Annotated in this window: 19 protein-coding genes; 6 read left to right on the top strand and 13 right to left on the bottom strand. The window is 52.6% G+C overall.

The genetic code is table 11. The features are described from left to right. Positions 1-43: 43 nt before the first annotated feature. The 3 genes from LOS79_RS30460 to yunB all read right to left on the bottom strand — a co-directional run bounded on the left by LOS79_RS30460 (position 44) and on the right by yunB (position 2,480). Positions 44-658, bottom strand: coding sequence for a family 43 glycosylhydrolase (locus LOS79_RS30460; RefSeq protein WP_315422529.1), 615 nt, complete (start codon positions 656-658; stop codon positions 44-46). Further along, positions 622-1,140, bottom strand: coding sequence for a response regulator (locus LOS79_RS30455; RefSeq protein WP_315414659.1), 519 nt, complete (start codon positions 1,138-1,140; stop codon positions 622-624). The genes LOS79_RS30460 and LOS79_RS30455 overlap by 37 nt, the downstream gene beginning before the upstream one ends. 521 nt (positions 1,141-1,661) lie before the next feature. Then, complete coding sequence (gene yunB / locus LOS79_RS30450) at positions 1,662-2,480, bottom strand: sporulation protein YunB (RefSeq protein WP_315422527.1); 819 nt, start codon at positions 2,478-2,480, stop codon at positions 1,662-1,664. 664 nt (positions 2,481-3,144) lie between these two features. Between yunB and LOS79_RS30445 the strand changes: the two genes are divergently transcribed. Continuing rightward, complete coding sequence (locus LOS79_RS30445) at positions 3,145-3,663, top strand: YfiT family bacillithiol transferase (protein WP_315414657.1); 519 nt, start codon at positions 3,145-3,147, stop codon at positions 3,661-3,663. A gap of 19 nt (positions 3,664-3,682) precedes the next feature. On the opposite strand, the gene LOS79_RS30440 is transcribed toward LOS79_RS30445, so the two are convergent. The 4 genes from LOS79_RS30440 to LOS79_RS30425 all read right to left on the bottom strand — a co-directional run bounded on the left by LOS79_RS30440 (position 3,683) and on the right by LOS79_RS30425 (position 7,490). After that, positions 3,683-4,294 (bottom strand): TVP38/TMEM64 family protein, encoded by a 612-nt coding sequence (locus tag LOS79_RS30440; RefSeq protein ID WP_315414656.1) that lies wholly within the window; start codon positions 4,292-4,294, stop codon positions 3,683-3,685. Positions 4,295-4,552: 258 nt separating this feature from the next. Further along, positions 4,553-5,443, bottom strand: coding sequence for a glycine betaine ABC transporter substrate-binding protein (locus LOS79_RS30435; RefSeq protein ID WP_315414655.1), 891 nt, complete (start codon positions 5,441-5,443; stop codon positions 4,553-4,555). Between the two features lie 14 nt (positions 5,444-5,457). After that, complete coding sequence (locus LOS79_RS30430; protein WP_315414652.1) at positions 5,458-6,294, bottom strand: ABC transporter permease; 837 nt, start codon at positions 6,292-6,294, stop codon at positions 5,458-5,460. Further along, positions 6,291-7,490, bottom strand: coding sequence for a quaternary amine ABC transporter ATP-binding protein (locus LOS79_RS30425; RefSeq protein WP_315414651.1), 1,200 nt, complete (start codon positions 7,488-7,490; stop codon positions 6,291-6,293). Before LOS79_RS30425 ends, LOS79_RS30430 begins: the two co-directional genes overlap by 4 nt. A 255-nt stretch (positions 7,491-7,745) precedes the next feature. On the opposite strand from LOS79_RS30425, the gene LOS79_RS30420 reads away from it, so the two are divergent. Beyond that, on the top strand, positions 7,746-8,303 hold the full coding sequence (locus tag LOS79_RS30420) for a GbsR/MarR family transcriptional regulator (protein ID WP_315414650.1): 558 nt from the start codon (positions 7,746-7,748) through the stop codon (positions 8,301-8,303). A gap of 334 nt (positions 8,304-8,637) precedes the next feature. On the opposite strand, the gene LOS79_RS30415 is transcribed toward LOS79_RS30420, so the two are convergent. Continuing rightward, positions 8,638-13,629, bottom strand: a complete 4,992-nt coding sequence (locus tag LOS79_RS30415) for a carbohydrate binding domain-containing protein (protein WP_315414649.1) — start codon at positions 13,627-13,629, stop codon at positions 8,638-8,640. Positions 13,630-13,910: 281 nt separating this feature from the next. On the opposite strand from LOS79_RS30415, the gene LOS79_RS30410 reads away from it, so the two are divergent. Continuing rightward, positions 13,911-14,927, top strand: coding sequence for a LacI family DNA-binding transcriptional regulator (locus tag LOS79_RS30410; RefSeq protein WP_315414648.1), 1,017 nt, complete (start codon positions 13,911-13,913; stop codon positions 14,925-14,927). A gap of 266 nt (positions 14,928-15,193) precedes the next feature. Here the strand turns inward: LOS79_RS30410 and LOS79_RS30405 are convergent, their stop codons facing one another. Further along, positions 15,194-16,204: a ketoacyl-ACP synthase III gene (locus tag LOS79_RS30405; RefSeq protein WP_315414647.1), complete on the bottom strand. Its 1,011-nt coding sequence runs from the start codon at positions 16,202-16,204 to the stop codon at positions 15,194-15,196. Between the two features lie 190 nt (positions 16,205-16,394). On the opposite strand from LOS79_RS30405, the gene LOS79_RS30400 reads away from it, so the two are divergent. From LOS79_RS30400 to LOS79_RS30390, 3 genes are read left to right on the top strand one after another with little or no spacing between them, the layout of a single operon-like run. Then, positions 16,395-16,964 carry a TetR/AcrR family transcriptional regulator gene (locus LOS79_RS30400; RefSeq protein ID WP_315414646.1) on the top strand — a complete coding sequence of 190 codons (570 nt, stop codon included), beginning with the start codon at positions 16,395-16,397 and terminating at the stop codon, positions 16,962-16,964. A 13-nt stretch (positions 16,965-16,977) separates the two neighbouring features. Next, positions 16,978-17,481 carry a flavodoxin family protein gene (locus LOS79_RS30395; RefSeq protein WP_315414645.1) on the top strand — a complete coding sequence of 168 codons (504 nt, stop codon included), beginning with the start codon at positions 16,978-16,980 and terminating at the stop codon, positions 17,479-17,481. Next, entirely contained in the window at positions 17,478-18,116 is a 639-nt protein-coding gene (locus LOS79_RS30390; RefSeq protein ID WP_315414643.1) for an NADPH-dependent FMN reductase family protein, read from the top strand. Before LOS79_RS30395 ends, LOS79_RS30390 begins: the two co-directional genes overlap by 4 nt. 924 nt (positions 18,117-19,040) lie before the next feature. On the opposite strand, the gene LOS79_RS30385 is transcribed toward LOS79_RS30390, so the two are convergent. From LOS79_RS30385 to LOS79_RS30370, 4 genes are all read right to left on the bottom strand, one after another. Continuing rightward, positions 19,041-20,384 carry a glycoside hydrolase family 28 protein gene (locus tag LOS79_RS30385; RefSeq protein ID WP_315414641.1) on the bottom strand — a complete coding sequence of 448 codons (1,344 nt, stop codon included), beginning with the start codon at positions 20,382-20,384 and terminating at the stop codon, positions 19,041-19,043. Positions 20,385-20,444: 60 nt separating this feature from the next. Beyond that, on the bottom strand, positions 20,445-21,320 hold the full coding sequence (locus LOS79_RS30380; RefSeq protein WP_315414640.1) for a carbohydrate ABC transporter permease: 876 nt from the start codon (positions 21,318-21,320) through the stop codon (positions 20,445-20,447). A gap of 20 nt (positions 21,321-21,340) precedes the next feature. After that, on the bottom strand, positions 21,341-22,309 hold the full coding sequence (locus tag LOS79_RS30375) for an ABC transporter permease (protein ID WP_315414639.1): 969 nt from the start codon (positions 22,307-22,309) through the stop codon (positions 21,341-21,343). 182 nt (positions 22,310-22,491) lie between these two features. Then, positions 22,492-24,060 (bottom strand): extracellular solute-binding protein, encoded by a 1,569-nt coding sequence (locus LOS79_RS30370; protein WP_315414637.1) that lies wholly within the window; start codon positions 24,058-24,060, stop codon positions 22,492-22,494. Between the last annotated feature and the right edge of the window lie 877 nt (positions 24,061-24,937).

Raw genomic sequence — 24,937 nt, 5'->3', positions numbered from 1 at the left:
GATTTGCTCCGCAGCGGCTGCTTTGCCATTTCTGCAGACATGCTCACCACCCGTCAGTCATGATGACCGGCTTGATCTCGCCTGCATTCATTTCCAGCTTGTCGATGCACAGCATCCGGTTGCCCGGCTCCGGGTCTCCAATGATTCTCCGGTGATAGACGATCAGCCATTCATCGCGGTCCGGCAGATGCAAATATCCGTGATGGCCGGGGCCGTCCGCTACCGGCTCCTGCTTCTCCAGTATGGTTCCTTTGTTATCGAACGGCCCCAGAGGATTATCGCTTACGCCGTAAGCGACCCGGTACGTGCCGTTGGTCCACCCGCCCATCGACCACATCAGATAATACAGGCCGTCCTTCTTAATCATACACGGCCCCTCCACATAACCGGGCGGGGTAATAGAACGGATCAATTGCCCGTCCGGGAAAGGGACAAAGCCTGTCATGTCCTCATTCATCCGGCATACATTGCAATGTCCCCAGCCCCCGTAATACAGATAGATGCCGCCGTCATCATCCTTGAACAGATGAGCGTCGATCGGCTGGGCGCCGTGAATGAACCGGCCAATCAGCGGCCTGCCCAGATACCCTCGGTATGGACCTTCAGGGGAATCCGCGACGGCTATCTCAAGCCCCCCGGTTTCACCGTCCTGCTGAATATCATTCGAGGCAAAGACCAGATAATGCCGGCCGTTATGCCCAATCTGGGTCGGAGCCCATACAGCTTAAGCCGGTGCTGCAGCTCCTCCTCCTCGCTCCGCTGCTTCTTCTCTGCTATTAATTGGAGATCGATCCGGCTTAAGACATCCGCTATTTTCTCAATCTCCACCGGCTTCAGCAGGTAATCATAAGCGCCATGATGAACCGCCTTCTGGGCATACTCAAACAGATTGTAAGCGGATACCATAATAACCCTGGTTGTGATGCCCTCTTGTTTAAGCCGTTCCAGAAATTCAAGCCCATCCATGCCGGGCATGCGGATATCTGTCAATATAGCCTCCGGGCGATGAGCCTTCACCAGCTCCATAGCCGACAAGCCATCCTTCGCTGCCGCTACCTGGTCCTCCGGCCGGAGACGCCCAATCAGATTGACCATCCCCCTGAGATGCCTGGGCTCATCATCCACGATCAATATTCTCACTATGCTCAGCCCCCCGATATTGGTTTGCAGCTTCGCTTCGCCGCAGCTTTGCCCTAATTATAAAAGCCGTAACGGCTTAATCATAGGGCATTAATATTGGATTGGTGGATTATGATTGTGCAGGTGGACGGAGTGCGGGAGGAAAGCTGTTCTTAACTGCATCAAGCACGGCTATGCCTGCGCAAAAGGAAGAGCCGCCTATTCACGGCGGCTCTTAGGGTTCCTGGGATTCTTCCTGGCAGTCTTTTTTATTATCTCTTCAACGACACGAAGGCCCGCAAGATTGCTGCCCCTGGCCCTCCAAGGTACAATAGTTGGATTTCCTCCACTTAATCCTTCCGGTTTGCTTGCTTTACAGAAATTAATTGGATTTATGCTACTTAATTCTGCCTATATCCCCGCAGTAAGCAAATCCGGCTAAAATTAAGTGCCGTTTTTCAATCTAAGCTACCAGAATCAGCGGTTCATCCAACAGCAGATGGAGTTTTTCCACTTATTTATTCTACTACTCTTACATCCCTTTACTCTCCGCCGCCATTATCAGCGCCGCTGTTCCCGGCGTTTGCGGACGGTGAGGAGTTATTGCCTGCCGGGGGTGGATTATTCTCTTCTGTATTCATATTTCCGCTTGAGCTGCCGCCGCCGGGGGCTGTACCCTCCGTATTCGCGCCGCTCTTCTCCGGGGTCAGTGACGGTGCCGGAATGGCAATGCCCGGTGCACTGCTGCCGTTCTCGCCAACAGGCTGGCCCTGGTTGTCATAATAGTACATCGGAACATCGCCGACGACCATCAGGTACGAGACCGGAATCTCCGTATCTACGATCTGCGGCTCCATATCGAACGGAACGACAACCGCTACCTCGGTAACGATATGAATAAACACTTCTACGAGAATCATGTTGATGCCGGCATTCTTCTGCCTTGTATTCAGCTCTACCTTGACTGCGCCCTGCGGCTCTATCTTGATCGGAATATCCGGACCATAAGAGGCAATCAGCGGACTGCCGAGCGCCTGGCCGAGCGGAATATGCTCCGTCCGGTTCTGCAGCTCCTGCAGGGTGGACTGGATGACCTCCGCTGCCTGCGAGGTAATCCGCATATGCTCCTTGTAGTTGAGCATGAAGCCGGAGATCTTGCCGCTCTGATCCGTCTTCCAGTCAATCAGGCCTTCAGCGCTTCCGCTGTCCTCAACCTGTGAGGTGATCGCCTTGTTGATTGATTCCGTAGCAATCTGCTTCACGCGGATCTGTGCCAGATGAACAATCGGCGGCTTCAAATGCCGCTCCACATAACGCAGCCCCTGCAGCACGCCCAGAATCAGCACCAGGCTCAGGATCAGCCAGAATCTGCCGCGCCTGCGCGGCCTGGCCTCCTTCCCCGGGTTCGCTCCCTGCCCTCCCTGCCGCCTGCCGCCGAAGAAATGGAACCACCGCGAGCCGCTTCCCCGGCCGGCTTTGCGCCAGACTCGCTGGCCGGGAGCGCCGGCACCTGCAGGCGGAACACTCTCGTAGCGCGTTTCCCCCTGCAGGTGCCGCCCCGCTGTCCGTGAAGGCTTCGCCACGAAGCCTCCCGTTCCCCGGCTGGCCGGCCTCCCCCCGCTTCTGGACGGCTTCGCCTGAAACCGTGCACCTGATCCCGGCGGCCTGAATACAGCAGCCTTAGACGGTTTAGCTTTGAACCCGGCCGGTCTCGCCAGCCCGCTCCAGCTGAGTCCCGGCAGCCGGATACGGCCAAGGTTCGGCATGCCTGCTCTCCGGTTCCCCCATTTTCTGATTCTGCCCATGCCCTGCAATCCCTCCCGACATGCTGCGGTCAAGCCGCCTCCATACTTATAGGCTATTCGGGAGACAGGCAAAATAACCCCACAATGTGGGGCACAGGGGTAAGTTTCCTTGTCCGGCCGCCGCAATTCAGGGGTACAGGTGCCGGAGAATTCGTTGTAGAATTAGAGCTATATCTATAGCGGTTCATTTGAGTGGGCTGCAAGAAGGGGGATGGCACCAATGGATCTGAAATATCCGATCGGCACTTTTCAATTTGATGAAGAAATTACCGGCAGTGTTACAAGTAACTGGATTAGTGAAATCGGGGCTTTACCGGGATTATTAAGGTCTGCTGTACAAGATCTGAATCAGGAACAGCTTGAAACAGCTTACCGCCCCGGGGGCTGGACTGTGCGGCAAGTCATCCATCATGTGGCAGACAGCCATATGAATGCCTTCATCCGTTTCAAATTAGCTCTTACAGAAGAACGTCCTACCATCAAGCCTTATAACGAAACGGAGTGGGCGGAATTATCTGACTATACTTTGCCAATCGAGACTTCACTTGTGCTTCTGGAAGCCTTGCACACCCGCTGGACGAAGCTTTTACACAACTTGACTCCTGCAGATATGGACAAGACATTTGTTCATCCGGAATCAGGAGAAGTCTCCATTGGCAGAAATATAGGCATCTACGCCTGGCACGGCAAGCATCATCTCGCACATATTATTTCCTTGCGCAGACGCAGGGGCTGGTAAAAGCGCAGCAGGCTCTGCTCTACCCCAGCCGCTTGCGCTTATCCTCCTGCAGATGGCCCCAGTGGCGGCGGACAAATATAGCAATCAGGATCACCACAAATACCGCGTACCAGGCAAGGAACCCGTTCCATTCCTCCCGGGGGACAATCAGCGTGGAGCTGATCGTGCCGAACAGCCAGATATAAGACAGATTGCCGAGCACAGTCCCCCAGATAAATGCAGCAGGCTTAACCGGCGACACAGCCGACATCAGGTTGATGATATTGCTCGGCATAATCGGAATCGTCCGGAGCAGTACAAGTGTCCAGATGCCGTAACGGTCTAAGTATACCTGCCATTTGTCATACTTCTGCAGCTTATAGCCCCATTTCCGGTCAAACCAGTCAAACAGGTAGCGCCTGAAGAGGAAATAGACAAGGACCGCCCCGATATTGCAGGCTATCCAGCTGACAATCATCCCGCCGATTACATTAAATACGGAGACATGGAGCACAATCAGGATCGCCAAGGGGAAAAATCCGAACAAACTTTGCAGAACCGCGAGCGGTACTGTGGCGAAAAGGATATACGGGCCGCTGAGTCCAAGACTTTGCAGCAGCCAGTCAATCCAGGCATTAATGGTTTCAGTCATGGAGCTCTCTCCTTTCCTGACTCCTTGCAGCAGCCGTCTCCTGATTTACTATGAACATAAGGCAACCGCATATTAACGCTTGACGATTCGTTAATCTTCAAGAAAAACACCCCTCTCGGGGTGTTTATTAAATGAGTTTGCTTATGATATGTAGGTGTAAAGAACAGTCGTTAGCGTACAAGTTACAGAATTGTAGCCTATGTTCTTTCAATCATAGCACACATCGAACTCCACTGCCAAATCAGGGGATGTGGAAGATCATCCCTGATCTGCCACACCGGCCAGCCACTCATTTACTTTAGCTTCATTGTTATCTACCCAGTCTTTGGCCGCTTCCTCAGGGGACTCGCCGCCTTGAATTTTCACCATCACCTGTGCCATATCCTCCGGTGTCCACTTGAATTGGCTCAGGAACGTGTACACCTCGGGCATATCGTCCTTCAGGCCTGTACGCACCATAGTATGAATCTGCTCGTCACCGCCATACACATTCTTCGGGTCCTCCAGATACTTCAGATCCATATTCGCGAACATCCAGTGCGGCGTCCAGCCGGTCACTACAATCGGTTCGTTATTGTCAAAAGCCTTCTGCAGCTCCTGTGCCATCGCTGCCGAAGAGCTCTCCAGCAGGGTATAGCCACTCAGTCCGTAGGCTTCAAGCGCAGTTTCCGTAGCCGTCATAATTCCGGCCCCCGGTTCGATCCCGATAATCCGGTTGTCCAGCGAAGCTGCCACTTCCGGTTTGTTCAAATCCTCAATGGAGTTTACATCCATATAAGCCGGAACAGCAAGACCTATCTTCGTTCCGTCCAGATTCACGCCGGCATCTTCCATATCGTTGCCGTATTTCTCCAGGTAGGAAGCATGCGTACCCGGCAGCCAGGCAGCGACCATTGCGTCGGCACTGCCGTCAGCAACACCTGCCCACATCGGTCCGGCATCGACCTGCAGCATCTCCACCGTAACGCCCAGCTTAGATTCCAGTACTTCCTTCACAACGTTCGTACTGGCAATTTCGGAATCCCAGGCAACATAAGCCAGCTTCACAGTGTCCTTATTGTTAGACGAACAGCCGGCAATCACCGTAACGGCCAGCAGCAGTATAACCAGGCTCAGACGGGCAAACTTATTTGTTTTGAAATTAAACATATATTAAACACTCCTTATCCTTGAGTTTTAGGTTTGAACAGCTTCTGCGTCAGACGGTCCAGCAATATCGCAATAATAACAATGGCAATCCCTGCTTCGAAGCCCGCTCCGGTCTTGGCCTGTGATACCGCACGGTACACATAAGCCCCGACCCCTTGGGCACCGATCATGGACGAGATAACCACCATCGACAGCGAGAGCATAATCGTCTGGTTGATACCGGCCATAATGGTCGGGAGGGCAATGGGCAGCTGCAGCTTGAACAGCTTCTGGCTTGCCGTCGAGCCGAAGGCATCCGCAGCCTCTACCAGCTCCGGTGAGACCTGGCGGATTCCGAGGTTCGTTAAGCGGATCGTTGGCGGGATCGCGAATATAATAGAAGCAATGACGCCGGGAACTACACCCAGCGAGAAGAAGGATACCGCCGGAAGCAGATAGACAAACGCCGGCATCGTCTGCATAAAGTCCAGGATGGGTGTCGCAATGTTCTGAAATGTCCGGCTCTGTGCGCACAGCACACCCAGCGGCACTCCAATGATTACAGCCAGCAGTGAAGCCGTCAGCACCAGCGCCAGTGACTGCATCGAAGGGTCCCATAATCCGAGATTATCAATCAGCAGCAGCCCTACGACAGCGAACAGCGCCATCCGCCATTTGCCGATCCAATAAGCCAGTGCAGCAATAAGAATGATTAATACAATGGCGGGCAGGAAGGTCAGCGCTGCATTAATGCCGCTTACCATTCCGCCGATTACCGCATGAATGAAATCAAATAAAGGGCCGAAATAAGCCGTCAGCCAGTCTTCGAGCCATTCTACGCCCTTGCCAAGGGGGATTTTGGGAAGATTCATGAAGCTGCACCTCCTTCCGGAACCGCATTGCCGGCAAGTGCGGACAAGACAGCCCCCTTGATTACAATACCTTTCAGTTTGTTCCCTTCATCAACAACAGCGACCGGCAGATGAGTCCCGGACATCAGCTCGAACAGATCATTCAGCAGCGTATCCGGATGAACACGGGGAATTTCCCGCTGCATCACTTCCAGGATGCTGCGGTTCTCCTTCAGCGCCTGCGCTGCATTATCCGCCGTAAGCACACCCTGCAGCCTCATCTCATTATCCGCCACATAGAGGCTCGACACCCCGCTGTCCCGCATAAGCTGCAGGGCCACCCGGGGGCCGCGTTCCGGACGGATCATCTCCGGCTGGCGCATCACATGTGCAGCGGTGAGCACCTTGGACAAATCGACATCCTCCACGAAGCGCTCCACATATTTGTTCGCAGGCTGGATAAGGATTTCTTCCGGCGAGCCGATCTGGACGATCACGCCGTCCTTCATCAGGGCAATCCGGTCGCCGATCCGCAGCGCCTCATCCAGGTCATGCGTTATGAATACTATCGTCTTCTTTACTCTCGCCTGCAGCTCCAGCAGCTCCTGCTGCATATCCTTGCGGATCAGCGGATCAAGCGCGCTGAACGCTTCATCCATCAGCAGGATATCCGGATCATTGGCCAGGCCTCTGGCCAGGCCGACACGCTGCTGCATGCCGCCACTGAGCTGATCCGGGCGGTGGTTCTCCCAGCCCTTCAGGCCTACCAGCTCAAGGGCCTCCATAGCAAGCTGTGTGCGCTTGCTCTTCTCCACACCTTGAACCTCAAGCCCGTATTCAGCGTTAGCCAGCACTGTGCGGTGCGGAAATAATGCGAACTTTTGAAACACCATCCCGATGTTCTTGCGCCGGAACTCTCTCAGCTGCTCAGGATTCATCCGGACCACATCCTTGCCCTTGAACAGGACCTGGCCTCCGGTAGGCTCAATCAGCCGGTTCAGTAACCGGACAAGCGTCGACTTCCCGCTGCCTGATAAGCCCATAATGACGAATATTTCGCCTTCTTCAATGCTGAACTCAGCCTTATTGACTCCAACTGTCAGCTTCACTTCCCGGGCAATCTTCTCTTTGGACCAGCCTTGTTCTAATAATGGAAGTGCCCGTACTGCATCATGACCGAATACTTTGGTAAGCTGTTTCACCTCTATAATTGCCATGGTGACCTCCTTCTCTCCATTTAAGTTCTCAGGTTAGTTCTCCTGAACTAGTGTAACGGACTTGTGAAAAGTCATGCAAAGCTCATATTCGCTAAAAAATTAGTGTACAGTTTTAACTTTACGAACTTTACGTATAGAATACTCCGTTTAACGCCAAATTCCGTTCCGGTTGAATTCTTTACTTATTACTAGGGATTTGATTACAATACATTGGAGAGGTTTGTATCTGTAAGCTTAATCCTCAGGAGGGACATCATGAACGATTTAGATGGGCTTCTGCCCGAGCAAATAGAGCGAATCAGCAAAGCCCGCGAGCGGGTAATTGATTCCATCGGCAAAAATATGGACTTATACGGAATTACCTTGTCCATCGGGCATTTATATGGGTATATGTACTTCAATCAGGGCCCGGTCACGCTGGATGAGCTGAGCCGCACCATGGGCATGAGCAAGACATCGATGAGCACCGGGGTACGCACACTGCTGGATCTGAAGATGATTGATAAAGTCTGGGGAAAAGGCACGCGCAAGGATTTGTTCGAGGTTGTTCCCGATTGGCATCAGAATTTCAGTGATTACTTCTCTATTAAGTGGAGAAAAGCCGTCGAGGGCAATATGACTGCGCTTAACCGCTCCCTGGCCGAAATCCGCCAGATGAAGAGCGAATATAGTGAGGAGCCGGGCATCGAACGCTTACTGCAGACCGATGAGGCTAAGATTGAGGAAGCCATCAAATACTACCGCTGGCTGCTGAAGCTGATTGAAGCCCTGGAGACGGGCAAGATTTTTGACTTTATCCCTAAAGAAGATTAGCTTCAAGCAAATCCCAGGATTTTTTTCCCGGCCGGGGCAAGTAAGACTCATTTCCTTCTGCCCTTGCGGACATCACAGCTCTTATTCACCGTTTTTTCATGCCTATCTCCACTCTTCTAGTGAAATAACTTCACTGGTGTCCGTTTAAGGCGCGAATTCAGCTGCTTTCCCGCAATTTAACGTCTCCTCAGTCCGTAACGCTAAGCATGTAATGATACACCTTCGCTCCTGATTCCTAAAATGCAAAAGCGGCCGTAATCCTTCTCAAGGATTACGGCCGTTTATCATGCTCTGCGTGCTGCTGTTTCTATTGACTGCAATATCAATACAATCCTTACGGATTCTCCACCAGACTGACATCATCGATGCAGATCAGGTTGCCTGCTTCGATGGCTGTGTTGGTTTCAGCGCTGTTGCCGGCAATCTTTCCCATCAGGTAGACCAGATGCGCACCGGCATCAGTTGCGTTGTTCATGGTGAAGGTATAGCTGAAGGTCTGCATCGCATCCGTCAGAGCTATAGCCTCCGCCGGTACAAAATGTTTGGTCCAGCCCTCATCATAATGCTCGACTGCAAGCTCGATCAGACGATTGATAGTTGAGCGGGCTTTGAAGGTCAGCGTATAGCTCTTGCCCTGTACAAGCTTCAAATTCCTGTAGTCGACCTGGGCGCTGAAGTTGTTGCCTCCAGTGAAATTCAGGGATACCTCCAGTTCCCCGTTCTTGACTGCCGCACTTCCGGGTCCGTCGAAGTACTGTTCCCAGCCCTTGAGTGCCGGCTCGGCATCAAATGTTCCATTATCCAGCCTGCCGCTAGGGGGATCGATGACCGGACCGCCTGTAACCTCTCTAATCACAATATCATCCAGGGAGATGACATGCGGAGTTGTATTTGCCGTTCCGTCATTCCCCAAGGTTTTGCCGATCAGATAGTTCAGCTTCAGCGGACTGTCATTGGTTACGGTAAACTGTGCGCTGTAAGTAGCCCAGGTTGCCGTAATATCAAACTTCGCAGGCGTAGCAGCTGAAGTCCCGCTGTACTCTACAATAATCTGCCGCGGAACCGTTGATTTAGCTTTGAAGCTCAGTTCATAAGTTTTGCCGGCTTCAAGCTTGATCTTCTCCTGGAAGAACTGGGTGCTCCAGGTGTCGCTTCCTGCAGCAGCAATGCCAATCTCCGCTGCGCCTTCAGTTACTTTGAAGGTAGAAGCAGGCGCTGTATTGCTCCAGATTGACCACCCCGCATTACCGGCATTAAATGAACTGTTGAAGACCAGATTATCATCATTGGCCAGAACGAACTGCTCCACTGATGACCCGACATATCCATCCGCTTCTACGGTGATCTTATAGCTGTCCTCTACCGGGAATACAGATGCATGAATCAGAATGCTTCCGGTTCCGATATCATACTGCTCCTCCGTAAGCGCCGTTCCGTTCACCTTTACCGTCTTAATCTTACCCGACCACTCCGCTTTCTCCGCAAAAGTAAGCCCGATCTGCTGCGATACCCGGTTATTGGTGCTGTCGGCAATCAGCTCCTGCGGCTTGGCCGGAGCATCCTTGACCTCAAAGTTCACATTGTCAATCACAATGTCATGCGCCTGCAGAATGCTTACGTTCTCCACTTTGCCGAGCAGGAACTTCAGTGACAGGGTATCCTTCGTCAGCTGCGTAAATTCGAATTCGTAATGCGCTTTATCCGGTGACAGCTTCACAATTGTGCTGTACGAAGGCGAATTATCCCCGTTCTCCGCCTTTACACTGATATCGCGCGCTACACTCGAGCTGGCATCGAAGCCGATGATGTATTTCGAGCCGGCAGCAGTCTTCAGACCGTTCTGGAACAGCATCACCGAGTATGCCTGATTGCCGGTATTCGTAATATGAAACTTCGCAGCCCCATCCGCTGCCGATGCAGTGCTCTGGCCGCCGTCCTCGGTAACCAGGCGTTCCCAGCTGCTGAAGCTGTTGCTGAAGTCTCCGTTCTTAAGCGGATAATAGTCGATATCAGGATCATAATAGAAGCTGGTGCGGACCAGCAGGAGCTGATCCAGCACCACGGTCCCGGCAGTGCCGCCCAGCCGCAGCACAAATTGCCCCATACGATCCGTGGCTCCGGCAAGATTCTTGAATACGGCTTCAGCCTCATGCTCACCTGCGGCAAGCTGTATCGTCTCCGAGGCATATACTGAACCGTTACTGCCCCGCAGCTCCGCTACAGCAGTCCGCGCGGATGAGCTGTCAGCATTGAAGGTCAGCCTGTAATCATGACCCTGCACCAGGAAGATTCCTTTTTGCAGCATGGTAACATCGGCATCCTTACCGCCGGTGCCTGCAATATTAAGCTTCAATATGCCTTCCTTAACAGACGGACTAACCTCTGCACCTCCTGTGCCAGCGAAATGCCAATAGCTGCGGCCGTCCGCTTCACCCAGATCAAAGCTGCCGTTATAGAGGTGGTTGCCGCTGCCGAGCGGGGTTTTGGCACCATCATGGTCGAGCGGAATACTGTCTATTTCTTCAAGCCGCGCATTGCCCAGCCAGACCGGTGAAGCATTGGTGCCCATATTGAACTCAATCCGCGCTGCGTTATCCGAATCGGCTTTCATTTGGAACATAGTCTCGTAGTGCTGAAGCTGTGATGTCAGATCAGCCTTGAAGGCCGGTGAGTACGCCGGCCAGTTCAGCTGCGCCCCGCCTGTCAGCCGGACGGCAATATTCCGCGCCGTGTCTGTCTTGGCATCAAAGCTCAGCTTATAATATCTGCCCTTGGCTACCGAGACAATAGACTGCGGCTGAATCGAATAAGAATTCCCGCCCGGGCTGCTGATGTTCACCTTAAGGAAATTACTTCCCTCAAGCGGCTCCAGCGTAAGCGCCGCGTTTGCCCCTTCGTCCTTATACAGCACCCAGTGCGCTGTATCCGGAATGCCCATCCCGGCATCGCCCTCTACAGTTTCAGTGAATCCGCTGTTATGAATGAAGTTACCGTCTGCAAGCGGCAGCTTAGCCCCTTCCAGGTATGGTTCCTTCTCGAACTGAACCGGTACCGGTTCACGGTATTCACGTCCGGTCAGCTCATATATCCGGACATAATCAATCTCCATGGAGCTCGGGAATACCGTATCCTCCGTAGGATTACCGTCAAAGTTGCCGCCTACCGCCAGATTCATCAGCAGATGGAACTTCTGGTTGAACGGTGCCGGATAAGCATTCATAGCCGGCATGCCGCTGCTGAAGCTGTACCAGTCGTTCTTCGTGGAGAATAAGATTCCGTCTACATACCAGCGGATTTCACCCGGCTCCCACTCAATGGAATAGGTGTGATAATCCGCAATAGTCGAATTATCCGGCAGTACATATTCTGTACTGGACAGTGTATTGTTCGGCCACTGGGAGCCGTAATGGATCGTACCGGCTACCTCATGCGGGCGGCTGCCCCAGCCTTCCATAATATCCAGCTCTCCGGAGGCAGCCCAATTGCCGTATTCGTAATTCTCCGGCAGCATCCAGATCGCCGGCCAGAGTCCTTTGCCTGTCGGGGCTTTTGCCCGAATCTCAAATTTGCCGTACTTTTTGCTGTATAACCCTTTGGTCTTGATCCGTGTGGACGTATATTCTTTACCGCCTACAGCTTCCTTGTGTGCGGTGATGATCAGCTTGCCGTCCTGTTCCTTCACGTTCTTCGCGTCGCTCGTGTACCACTCCAGCTCATTGTTGCCCCAGCCCGGATTGCCGACTGCCATTCCGTCTCCAAGGTCATAGGTCCACTTAGCCGGATCAATGGAATTATCATTGAATTCATCATTCCATACAAGACTCCACATCTCACCGGCAGGTGTTGCTGTCGGCACTGGCGTTGGGACCGGCGTCGGTGCAGCCGTAGGTGCTGGAGTCGGTGTCGGCGCAGCTGTAGCCGGAGTCTCTCCGCCGCCTGCGGCAGGCGCCTGGCCGGCCAACGGTGCAGCCGGGTTCAGATTACTATGGCTGCCCTGCTTGAGCGCAATAGCCCCGGCAGTAACGCCTTCAGCCTGATTATCCACCAGCCCGAAGCTGCCGCTGCCCTGAATCGTCAGGCCTTTGGCGCCGGCCTTAATCAGCAGCTCTGCAATCTGCGCTTTATCCAGCAGCTCAATCTTGCCGGATGTGCCCCAGACGAGCTTGCTTAGCTTGCCGGAGAAATTCAGCGTAACACCACTGGCCGTATCCGAAGTAGCGACCACGCCGAAATTCCCCTTCAGGCTCACAAGCTTATCCCGGAGGGACAGCTCAACATTACCGAAGCCTTCTCCGGTGAGGCCGGCTTCTTCGAGGCTGGCAGCGGAGTTCAGCTGTACAGTGCCAACCCTGGTTGTTCCGCTTGCCACAATACGGACCGGGCTGCCCGGCTTCGCCACCTGAACAGAGTTCAGGGTGCTGTTATTCAGGCTTACGCTATGCTCCCCGCCGCCGCGGATGAAGGTCGTACCCTTCACCTCTACATTATCAAGCGTAATATTTCCTTCACCGATTCCCTCAGTGAGATACAGATTACCCTCAATTACACTGTTCTTCAGTGTAATTCCTTCATGGTTCAGTACCAGGTTCCCTTGCACTGTGCCTAATACAGCTTCACCCGCGGAGGACTTAAGCTCCTTCACCAGCAAGTCGGTAATCTTAGCCAGCTCCGCACGGGTGATCCGTCCGTCCGGCTTGAACAAGCCGCCGGGATAACCCTGAATATAACCGCCTGCTGTAAGCGCGGCTGCGGCCGCAATTACTTCACTGCCAGCACCCGCCAGATCGCTGTACCCTGTCTGTGCCTGATTACCTGCCTCCAGCCGGGCAATCTTCTGCAGGGCAACCACAGCCTCCCCGCGTGTCAGCTGAGCAGCAGGGCGGATCTGCCCATCCTCACCGGCACTTAAATATCCCGCTGCTGCCGCCTTGGCGATATCGTTCTTATACCAGGCAGTTGACGGTATATCCGAAGGCAGCGCGGCAGCTGTATCCTTATAACCGAAGATACGGTTAACAATTGCCGCGAACTCCGCCCGGGTTACCTGCAGATCCGGCCGGAACGTATTGTCTCCATATCCTGAGATGACTCCGCTCCGGCTCCAGCGGTCAATAGCCTGCGCCGCCCAATATTCCGCCTTCACATCCGTAAACGCTTTCAAAGATACAGCAGCGGAGACTCCGGTCTGCAGAGGGGCTGTTCCCTCCGCCACAGCTGCCGGCTTGCTTTGCACAGGCTCGGCACTTGCTGCCCCGCTTCCCGCCGGTGACAGCAGACCGGTAATGATCAGCGCAGAAGCCAGCACCGCTAGCTTATTTCTCTTCATCCTGTTTATGCCTCCTCTAGTTATCCGTTCTCTTCTTTCCTGCAAGCTCATGATCAGGCTTAGTCCATTGCGTAAATCGAAATCGGTTTCGAAAAACTCCATACTTATGCCCTGAGTGCAATAAACCTTTGACTTGTTATGACAAGTTGAATAGACTCTAGAAGATACTGCTTTTAACAACAGCTGAGTGCCGGAATAAAGGTCTGTACCCGGATTAATCACGTTAGACCATCCTCTAGGCCCTGTTATAACTATCCTGCGGGGGAGACATTAGCATGCAAATGAATATTAAGCAAATTGCCGAACTGGCCGGGGTCTCCGTGTCCACCGTTTCAAAAATAATGAATAATTACAGCGATGTTTCCGACAAAACGAAGAAAAGAGTGCTGGAGATTATCAAACAAACCGGATACTCTCCCTCCAGCTCCGCTAAGACGCTGGCTACCAAGAAGTCTAATCTGATCGGGGTGATCTTTGCCGGTGAGCTGAATGTGGAGTTTACCCATCCCTTTTTTGTGGAGGTGCTCAATTCATTCAAGAAGCAGATGGGGGTGCTCGGTTATGATCTGATTTTCTTCTCGAACGAAAAGTTCATCAGCAGCGGCGATTATTTCTCGCGTTGTCTGCATTTTCATGTGGACGGCTGTGTCATTATCTCCGGGCAAAAGATGGAGCCTGCCATCCGCAATCTGGATATGAGCAATATTCCCTGCATCGGCGTGGATCTGGAGCTGACCGGCAAGAAGTCCGGCTATGTGATGTCTGATAATTACCAGATTGCCTCCAAAGTGGTCGAGCATTTCTACCTGCTTGGACACCGGGAGCTTGGCTTCATCGGCAGTACAGCTGAATCGGATATTTCCAGCCGCCGCGAAGCAGGATATGTCAAAGCCATTGCCGGCTTCGGCCTGACGATGCATCCCGGGTGGTTCGTGCATGGCGATGATTTCTTCGAGCCCAGCGGTTACGCGGCCATGAAACAGCTGATTGCAAACGGACATCTGCCCGGGGCGATCTTTGCCGCCTCAGACCTGCTTGCCCTGGGCGCTATCCGTGCCTTGAAGGAGCATGGCCTCCGTGTGCCTCAGGATATTGCGGTCATCGGCTGCGATGATATTGAAGCCTGCCGCTATACCAGCCCTACGCTGACCACGATCCGCCAGAACAAAGAGCGCCTGGGTGTGCTCGCAGCCCACATGCTGTTCGATCTGATTAATAATCAGTCAGAAGGCGGCTCCTTTGTCGTGGAGCCGGCATTAATTATCCGGGAATCCTGCGGCAGTCTGTTAAACAACTAAGCTGCGGCTTCCTTCAGGATTCAGTCTGCTGTCTGTACCTCCCCTCTACTTCAGAACTCCGCTTGCTTGCAGCGCGCATTGCGGAATGACGCTGCAGCTTCCGGTTAATGCCTGGCAGACAAGCTGCAAGGCAGCAAACCGAAAACGCTTTCGATAATATAATCTCTCATTTATTGTAAATCTTCAAGGCACCGTTTTTCTGGTTAGGGGGACCATTTTTCGGCTTGGCCCCCCTGTAGACTGTTCTCAGGCTAGAATTCTGCCTGTTATAGCGGAGCTGGAGCAGCAACCTGCGGATCAAGCGCCAGCCTGACCAGCTGGCCCGCCTGGGTAAGCCCGGCCCCGAATCCGTAGAGCAGCACCTGCTCGCTGCTTTGTACTTTTCCTTCCCGGATGCCCAGATCAAGGGCAAGCGGGATACTGGCCGCCGAGGTGTTGCCGAAATATTCCAGGCTGTAGAGTGCCTGTTCAAACGGATAGTTCAGCCGTTCACAGATCGGTTCAATCATCCGCAGATTGGCGCTGTGCGGAATGAACCAGTCCACCTCATCAAGACTGGCCCCGGCATTGTCCAGCACCCGCTGTACCCCCTGCGGCACCGTCCGGACCGCCCACTTGTACACTTCCCGCCCGTTCTGCACCAGCTTGCCGGTATCCGTAAGCTCCACGCCGTTGACCTTATTGGCCAGCCCTGTGCGGTACACATGCTGTGCCCCGCTGCCGTCGCTGCCCAGATGGAAGCCGGCGAAGTCCCCGGCGTTGCCGCCGCTCTCCACAAGCACTGCCCCGGCGCCATCCCCGAACAGAATACAGGTGCTGCGGTCCGTATAATCCGTAATTTTGGACAGGGCATCCGCACCGATTACGAGCACCTTATGATGCAGGCCTGAAGACACCAGCGCATGCGCCGTATGCAGGGCGTAGACAAATCCGGCACAGGCAGCGCTCATATCCAAGGCTCCCGCTGTCAGCGGAATGCCAAGCCGGTTCTGGACAATAGCTGCTACAGAGGGAAAAGAGAAATCAGGCGTGCTCGTAGCCACGAGAATCATATCGACATCCTGTACGCTTTTGCCGTAACGGTTCATCAAATCCCGCACGGCAGCAGCACATAAATCACTGGTGTACTCATCCTCACGGCTGATCCGGCGTTCCCGGATACCCGTCCGCTGGACAATCCACTCGTCATTCGTATCCACCAATTGCTCCAGATCATGATTCGTAAGCCGCTTCGCCGGTACATAAGACCCGATCGCTGTAATTTTTGCACCTGTCATAAATATCACCTCAAATTATATTTTTAGTATCTGATATTAGTACTTGGTACTAATTATAACTTCCCCCAGGCAGTTTTGCAAAAAAAATACTTTCCGGGGCCCTGGTGTGATCAATCTATCTTAACACCGTAAAGATATCATGCTACAATCTTACCAGCGTCAAGATACCAGAAAGGATGGCGGCACACCATTGAAAGATAAACCCTACCATCACGGCAATTTACGGAATCAGCTTATCGAAGCAGGCATTAAGCTTATCAACACAGACGGCATCAGCAGCTTTTCCCTGCGTAAGGTTGCAGCCGAGTGCCGGGTCAGCCACACCGCCCCGTACAGCCATTTCAAAAATATAGATGAGCTGATCTCCGCCATGGGAGAGCATGTTACAGAGCAGTTTATGGGGACACTTCACGCATCCGTTCAAGGAAAGGAGGGCAGCCCGGAGGTAATGTACCTGCTGGGGCAGGCTTATATTGATTTTTTCATGGAGCATCCACAGTATTTCCAGTTCCTGTACTACCATTCAGGCATCGTCATCGATCTGGACAACTATAATTCCGATAACTATCCGCCCTTTGTCCTGTTCAGAACAACAGCCTATGAAATGTTCCATACCCTCGGCCTGCCGGAGGATGATTTCTCCCATCAATTAATTACCCTCTGGGCGACGGTACATGGCATTGCTTCACTGCTTACCAATAACGGAGTGCATTATTCGGGGAATTGGCGTGAATTATTGAAGGTCCAATCTGTCTTATAAGGAGATGTGAATCATGAGAATGATTGTACACGATCTGCAGGAACAACAATTTGCGGGCTGGACAGACGGCGGGCAGGAGGGGCTGACGGTGATCTCGGACAACGGGACCATCCGCCAGTGTATGGGCTGCTTCGGCTGCTGGACCCGGACGCCTGGAGTATGCGTAATCCGGGACAGTTATCAGCATATGGGCGAGCTGCTCTCCCGGAGTGATGAGCTGATTATCATCAGCCAATGTATGTACGGCAGCTACAGCCCCTTTGTGCTGAATGTGCTCAACCGGAGCATTTCTTACGTTCTGCCTTATTTCGCAAGCAAGAACGGGGAAACTCATCACCGCCGCCGTTATAATCACCAATTCGCTTTATCGGTCCATTTCTACGGCGACGACATCACAGAGGCTGAACAAGGAACGGCGAGAAGTCTGGTCGCGGCGAACAGCCTGAATTTATTTTCTACAGGAAACCAGGTGTATTTCCATAACAGCCTGGACAGCGTTAAGGAGGCCATCGTATGAACATCGCCATGATCAACGGCAGCCCCAAGCCTGCTAACAGCAATTCGGCCGCTCTGCTCAAGATGCTGGACCCGCTCATAAGCAGCGGAAATGAATTGACTTACTACACTCCGAATAAAAGACCGCTCACTCCTGAACAATACAGTGAACTATGCCGCATGGATATCCTGGTGTTTGCCTTCCCGCTCTATGTGGACGGGATACCGTCACACTTGTTCAGGCTGCTGGCCACGCTTGAAGAATACCTCAAGGCAGGACATGAGCAGGAGATTTACGTCTATGCCATGATTAACAATGGATTCTTTGAGGGCAGACAGAATCATATCGCCCTTGAGATTCTTCAGCACTGGTGCAGACGGGCCGGTGTTCATTTCGGGCAGGGTCTCGGTCAAGGCGCCGGTGAAATGATGGGCTCTCTGGAGAAGGTTCCTCCCGGCAAGGGTCCGCTGAAGAACCTGGGCAAAGCCATATACAGCCTGGCAAGTAATATAGAATCCAGAAGCGCCGCCGAGTCCCAGCTGTTCAGTCCGAACTTCCCGCGCTTCGCCTGGAAATTCGCAGCAACACATTTCTTCTGGAATGCCACTGCCAAGCAGAACGGCCTGACGAAGAAAGATTTATTGAGACGGCTGTAGGCTTTTAGGGCTTTTTGTACGCCCGTTTGCAGGTAACATTATGAAACTGGCGAACAGGGTTAGTACAGCATAGGAACCAAAGAAGCGGGTCATCGAGCAAGAAGCAAATTATATCTTCATCTCTTAGAGGAAACCCAGGAATAGCTGTATTGTGTGCAATTAAAAGGAACTAAAAGTTGTTGCCCGGGTAGTATAGCTGCACTCTGTACAACTAAATTCGCCCTAATACGTTAAAACAAGCCTCCCAAAGCAGTTTAGTTGTACGAAATACAGCTAAACCCATATTAGTTAGAGAATCAGATTATTTAGTTGTATGAAGTGCAATTAGCATACCTTTTCTGGGATAAAACAAACCTGCGGCAAGCGAACTTGCCTCATACAGCCCGCTTTGAGCAGCGTTAGAGGGAAATTTACCTTTATTTCCCATCATACAGCCCGCTTCGAGCAGCGTTAGAGGGACTTTTCCCTTTATTTCCCCTCATACAGCCCGCTTTGAGCAGCGTTAGAGGGACTTTTCACTTTATTTCCCCTCATGCAGCCCGCTTTGAGTAGCGTTAGAGGGAATTTTCACTTTATTCGTCCTCATGCAGCCCGCTTTGAGCAGTGTTAGAGGGACTTTTCACTTTATTCGTCCTCATACAGCCCGCTTTGGCCAGCGTTAGAGGGACTTTTCACTTTATTCGTCCTCATACAGCCCGCTTTGAGCAGCGTTAGAGGGACTTTTCACTTTACTTGCCGCAGCAGGTAGCCTGCGATTTGCAATTCATATAGTAAATATCCAGTTCACGCAGGGCACTGCAGCCCTGCCTGACCGGATACCAAAGAGCCTGTTCCTTAACAGAATCAGGCTCTTTGGTATCCGGTTATTCGTTTACTCAGACTGAAGGAGGTATCGCTGCAAATCTGTCCTGTCCGCGCTGAGCGCTATTTCCCTGCCGGCTCCACGGTTACCTGCTCCACGAGCTGCTCCGGCTTCGCCGTATTCCGTGAGCGGCAGTTCAGGAACTCCACTTCTTCCCCGTTCTCGATATAAAAGGCTGGGCCTTCATGGTTCTCAATCCGCACCTGCTGGAACTGTACCTCCCGGACATTGCCCAGGTAGAATCCCCTGCGCTGCATGTTCTCCATGCCTGTCATCATATCGGGATGCCCCGGCACGGCGTGCTCAGCCATTGAGATATCGATATTGTTAAACGTAATCTCCGATATGTACTGCTCGGCAAGCCCGTACAGGAATCCTGCAGCGGCATGGACATTGCGGGCCGTAATATTGGCATAATGGATTCGCCGGAATTGCGGAGTCTCCTCCGTTACCGGATACGGATTCTTGTCCCAGACATATTTCTCCTTGCCCCGCGGCCCGCAGAAATAGTAGAGGTTAAGCGTGAAGGGACAGATAACATCCTCCATTACGACGTTGCTGACACGGATATCTTCAATGATCCCGCCGCGCCCTCTCCGCGATTTCATGCGGATACCGCGGTCTGTCTGCTTGAACACACAATTGCTGATCGTCACACCCCTGATATCCCCGCTCATCTCACTGCCCAGCACCACTGCCCCGTGGCCGTGGACCATGACGCAGTTCGTAATCGTAATATTCTCGCAGGGGATACGTTCCTCAGTATCTTCAGTGCCTGCCTTAATAGCAATGCAATCATCGCCTACATCGATATGGCAGTTGCTGATGCGGACATCCCGGCAGGATTCTGGATTGATGCCGTCCGTATTCGGCGAATCTGCCGGATTCAGGATCGACAGATTATCGATCGTCACATTGCTGCAGCTGATCGGATTCACGGTCCAGCTCGGCGAATTGATCAGCCTCACATCCCTGATCGTTACCCGGCTGCAGCGGTCGAAGCCAATCAGCCTTGGCCGGGGATACTCCAGCGCTTCCGGCCGATTCCGGTGCTTCTCCCACCAGGGGGCACCGTTGCCGTCAATCATCCCGCTGCCGGTAATCGAGACATTGGTCAGATCCGCTCCATAGATGCAGGCTGCATGCACCTCCTGCTTCACCCCTTCCCACCGTGATACCACGGCGGGGTAATCCGCCGGATCGGTACTGAAGGACAATACCGCTCCTGGGCTTAAGTGCAGCTCTATGTTACTGCGCAGGCGTACCGCTCCTGTCAGGAAGACGCCGGCCGGAATATAGACTGTGCCGCCTCCGGCACGGCCCGCCGCCCCGATGGCCTCGCGGATCGCGTCCGTTGCCGGCACCCCGCTGTCGCGGAGCGCTCCGTAGTCCGCTATATTAAACACTGGATGCCTCCTTATATTGTATTGTGTGTATCCTGTGTCTACTCTGGCAGTCCCGCACCGTTAACCCTTCATCGAGCCCAGCATCGCGCCTTTGGCGAAATGCTTCTGCAGGAACGGATAGACCATCAGAATCGGCAGCGTGGCTACCACAATTACAGCCATCTTAATCGTCTGATCCGGCGGCGGTACGGTACCGTCCAGCGTCGCACTGTGGTCCATCCCGCTGGCCAGCACGACAATCTGCCGCAGCAGCACCTGAATCGGCCATTTGGCACTGTCATCCAGATACAGAATCGCGCTCATATACGTGTTCCAGTACGTTACGGCGTAGAACAGCGAGATGGTCGCAATCGACGGCAGCGACAAAGGCAATACGATTTTGAACAGAATGCCGAAGTCGTTGCAGCCGTCAATTTTGGCCGATTCCTCCAGCCCTTCGGGAATATTCTGAAAGAAGTTCTTCAGGATAATCATATTAAATGCACTGATCGCCGACGGGAGAATTAATGCTGAATACGAGTCAATCAGTCCCAGCTCTTTGACCACCAGGAACGTCGGAATCATTCCGCCGTGGAACAGCATCGTGAACACCACCAGGAAGTTGAATACCCGGCGGCCGTCCAGGTCTCTGCGGGAGAGGCCGTAGGCCATCAGCGCAGTGATAAACATGCTGAACACGGTCCCGACCAGCGTAACGCCGATTGATACACCCAGGGCTCTGAAGATCGTATTCGTTGAGAAAATAAATTTGTAGGCCTCTAAGCTCCACACTTTGGGAATCAGCACAAACTTGTTGGCAGCCAGCTCAGCGCTGGTTGTGAACGAGCCGGCCACCACATGGACAAACGGAAGCACCGTTACCAGCGCGATGATTGCCAGCAGTGTAAAGTTGACAGCAGAGAATATTCTGCCGCTAATCGTGCGGTCTTCTACCATTTCAATTCCTCCTGCGGCATTTAATAAACGCCTTCTTCTCCGATTTTCTTGGATACTTTATTGACGGTCATAACCATGATCAGGCCTACAATCGACTTGAAGAAGCCGATGGCGGTACTATAGCTGAACTGTCCTTGCCGCAGCCCGGCGGTGTAGACATACGTATCGATAATTTCCGCAACCTCCCGGTTCATGGAATTCAGCAGCAGATAGACATGCTCGAATCCCAGATCGAGTACGGAACCGATTTTCAGAATAAACAGGGTAATGATAACTCCGCGGATCGCCGGTAGCGTGATATGCCACACTTGTCTGAGGCGCCCGGCCCCATCCATACGCGAAGCTTCATACAGCCCGGGGTCAATAGCAGCTATCGACGCCAGATAAATAATTGTACCCCAGCCTGCTTCCCGCCAGATCACCTGAATGATGTACATCGGCCGGAACCAGCCGGGGCTGAGCAGGAAATTGATTTTGGAGAATCCGAAGTACGCCAGCAGCTCGTTGATAATCCCCCCGTCCATCGTCACCATAACGAAGGAAATCGAGACCACGATTACCCAGGACATAAAGTGGGGTACATAGACCAGGGTCTGGAAGAATCTTTTGAAGAAGGTGCCTCTAAGCTCATTCAGCATCAAAGCGAGAATAATCGGAATCGGAAAATAAATCAGAATATTCATCCCGAACAGAATCAGGGTATTCCCCAGAATGTTCAGGAAATCAGGCTCGGTGAACAGCCTGCTGAAATGCTTCATCCCCACCCACTCGCTGCCTGTAATCCCTTGATAAGGCTTGTAATCCTGGAAGGAAATGATCAGTCCGTACATCGGTAAATATTTGAAGATGATAAAATACAGTACGCCGGGGATCAGCATCACATAGAGTAATTTGTTTCTCCACAGCCGCTTCTTCAGCTCACTGCTGCTCTTGTATCTCTTAGGCTTCGGTTCGGGAGCTGTCCGGGGCCGGGCGGTAACTTCCTGCATGGTTTTCTTCCTTTCTCCTTGAAATAAAAATATTATATTTGTGGCGGCAATCCTGGATGCAGCGCTGGCCCGCAGAACGAACCTGCCTGGCACTGAAAAGACATCAGGAAGGCTGCCGGAGGGTCCTGGCAACCTTCCTTCCATCGTTTCTTCAGCATGCAGCCTAAGCTGCGGCATCCGGTTTATTTTTTGTACGCGGCATTATATTCTTCAATAATCTGCGCCCCGCCCCGGCTCTTCCAGTTCTCTACTTCTTTCTCGAATCCGGCTTTGTCAAGCTGACCATACATGTACTTATAAGTAGCATCGGTAATGATCTGCTGCAGCTCAACACCCTTGGCGGTGTAGGTTGCCGAGTCAAGTGCTGCGGTTGGATCTGCGACCCCGACCTTCACATTCTCGAGCACCAGCTCTTCCGCATGAATCCGGCCCGGCAGCACGTTCAAGCTCTGGTACATGCCGTTCGTTTCGTATTCACCGATGACGCTGTCCTTGAAGCCCTTGACTTCGCGTTCGATCAGCTCTTTATTGTCAGTGGCTTTGGCTTTGCCGCCCTCCACCGTATAGTGGGTGCCTTCAATGCCCCAGTACATCAGGTTGGAGACTTCCGGAGTCATCATGTAATCAAAGAACTTCAGAATCTTCTTCAGCTCCGCCTCATCCTTCACGGCGGATTTCGGGAACAGCACTACGTTGTTATAGCCTGGAATCATCCATTGTGCGAACTTGCCGTCAGGTCCGGCTACCATACTGTGGGTATCCAGCACCGCATCCGGCACATTCTTGATTAGGTCCTTGTTCAGTGTATCGATATCCTGCATCGAACCGCCGATATACAGTCCGGCTTTACCGCTGGTGAACATATTGACCGCATCCGTCTTACTGGTGGCTGCAAAGTCCTGGTTCATGTATCCGCCGTCACGCAGTTTTTTGAAGAAATCCATCGTATCGATATACTGCGGGAAGGTAAACTCCGGTGCCAGCTGGCCGTCCTTCTCAGCCCAGTTGTTCGGTGTGCCGAACCAGGAAGAGACCGTTTTGAACGCACCGTACACCAGCTCATTCCGGTCAACAACCCCGATTGTATCCTTTTTACCGTTGCCGTCAGGGTCCTGCTCCGTGAAGGCTTTAGCCATCGCGAACAGCTCCTCTGTGTTGGCCGGTGCTGCAAGTCCCAGCTTATCCGCCCAGTCCTTACGGTAGATAATCCCCTGACGGGCCAGCGGACGGCCGATATAGAGCGTGTACAGCTTGCCGTCTACCTTGGTGTTATTAAGAATTTCCGGCTTCAGCTTGTTCAGGTTCGGGAATTCGCTGAGGTAAGGCCCGATCTCCCAGAACTGCCCGTCCTTGATTGCTTCCTTCATCTGCAGGAAGGTCGTCTGGTTCTTCAGATAAGTCACCTGCGGCAGCGAGCCGGTAGCGAAGGAGGAATTCAGCTTCTCTTCATAGGTATCGGCAGGGAAAAACTGATAGGTCAGCTTCGTATTCGTCAGCTTCTCTACTTCTGTCTTGATCGTGTCCGGCGGAGTATCGGTTGTGTTCAGCGGAAGCATAATTTTGATTTCTGTCGGCTTCTCCGGTTCTGGTGCCGGTGCCGGTTCTGTTGTTGCTGCTGTGTTAGTGCCGGTGCTCGCGCCCGGATCTTTGGTTGCCGCCGCCTCGTTATTGTTGTTGTTGCCGCCGCATGCGGACAGCATGCTGAGTGTCAGCAGCGAGCTAAGGAGCAGGGTGAAGGATTTTTTCGTCATTCCTAATTGACCTCCGTTTAACTTGTATTGGTTACAAGCCTCACATTACAGCCAGCGCAGGATTACGAATACAATCATTTCCTCATAATGGGGGGATATGGATGGGGTGTGTGGGTTAATGATTATCGGGTGATGGCGGGGCTTTGACGCCTAACTCGAAGACTCCATTACTTGTTCTGTATCCATCTCCTGTCTGCCAATGCCAAGTCACAGCAGGATCAAGCCAAGGAAAGATACCTAATGTATCCCGCATACCAATGGAGGCGTGGAACTCACAATTCGATCACCATGAACAGCAGTAATCATCAAAAATAGGAAACAACAGCGGCCGGAATTCCAAAACTCATCTATAAGCGGAAAATCATGTACAATGAGCTGCCGCGCGCAGGTAAATGGGTTGAATATGCCCTCCATTAAAAAAAGCAGCCAGCCACGCAACGGTTGTTCAAGGGACAAGCTTAGCGTTACGGACATGAGAGACGTTAAGCCTGCGGAAAGGTACCGGAGTGTCGATCTTACGGACATGAGCGCCGTTATTTCAGCGGAAAATCGGAGTTTGTCCATGATAAGCGGCGGATAAGGGCCGTCATGTCCGTAAGCCCGCCCAATTGACTTTTTTTGAGCGAATAAAGGCTGTGGTGTCCGCATGGGTCAGATATAATTGACGCCGGATTGATACTGGTTCATTGAAGGAACGCTCAAGCAGTATAGCAGTATCAACTGGGATTATTTCACTATTTGCACTTACCGGAGGTGGGATCAAAACAAAGAAAAGGGGGGTTCTGGATTCGGGTAAAAAACTAAAGTTGGATCACTCACGGGGTAGGCATAAGTAAGGTATGTACGGTGCATAAAATCAAAGTCCATTTTTTTAACC

It is taken from the genome of Paenibacillus sp. MMS20-IR301 (assembly GCF_032302195.1).
Lineage (GTDB): Bacteria > Bacillota > Bacilli > Paenibacillales > Paenibacillaceae > Paenibacillus_AQ.
Note: the sequence above shows the minus strand (reverse complement) of the source record. Positions and strands in the feature narration are given on the sequence as shown.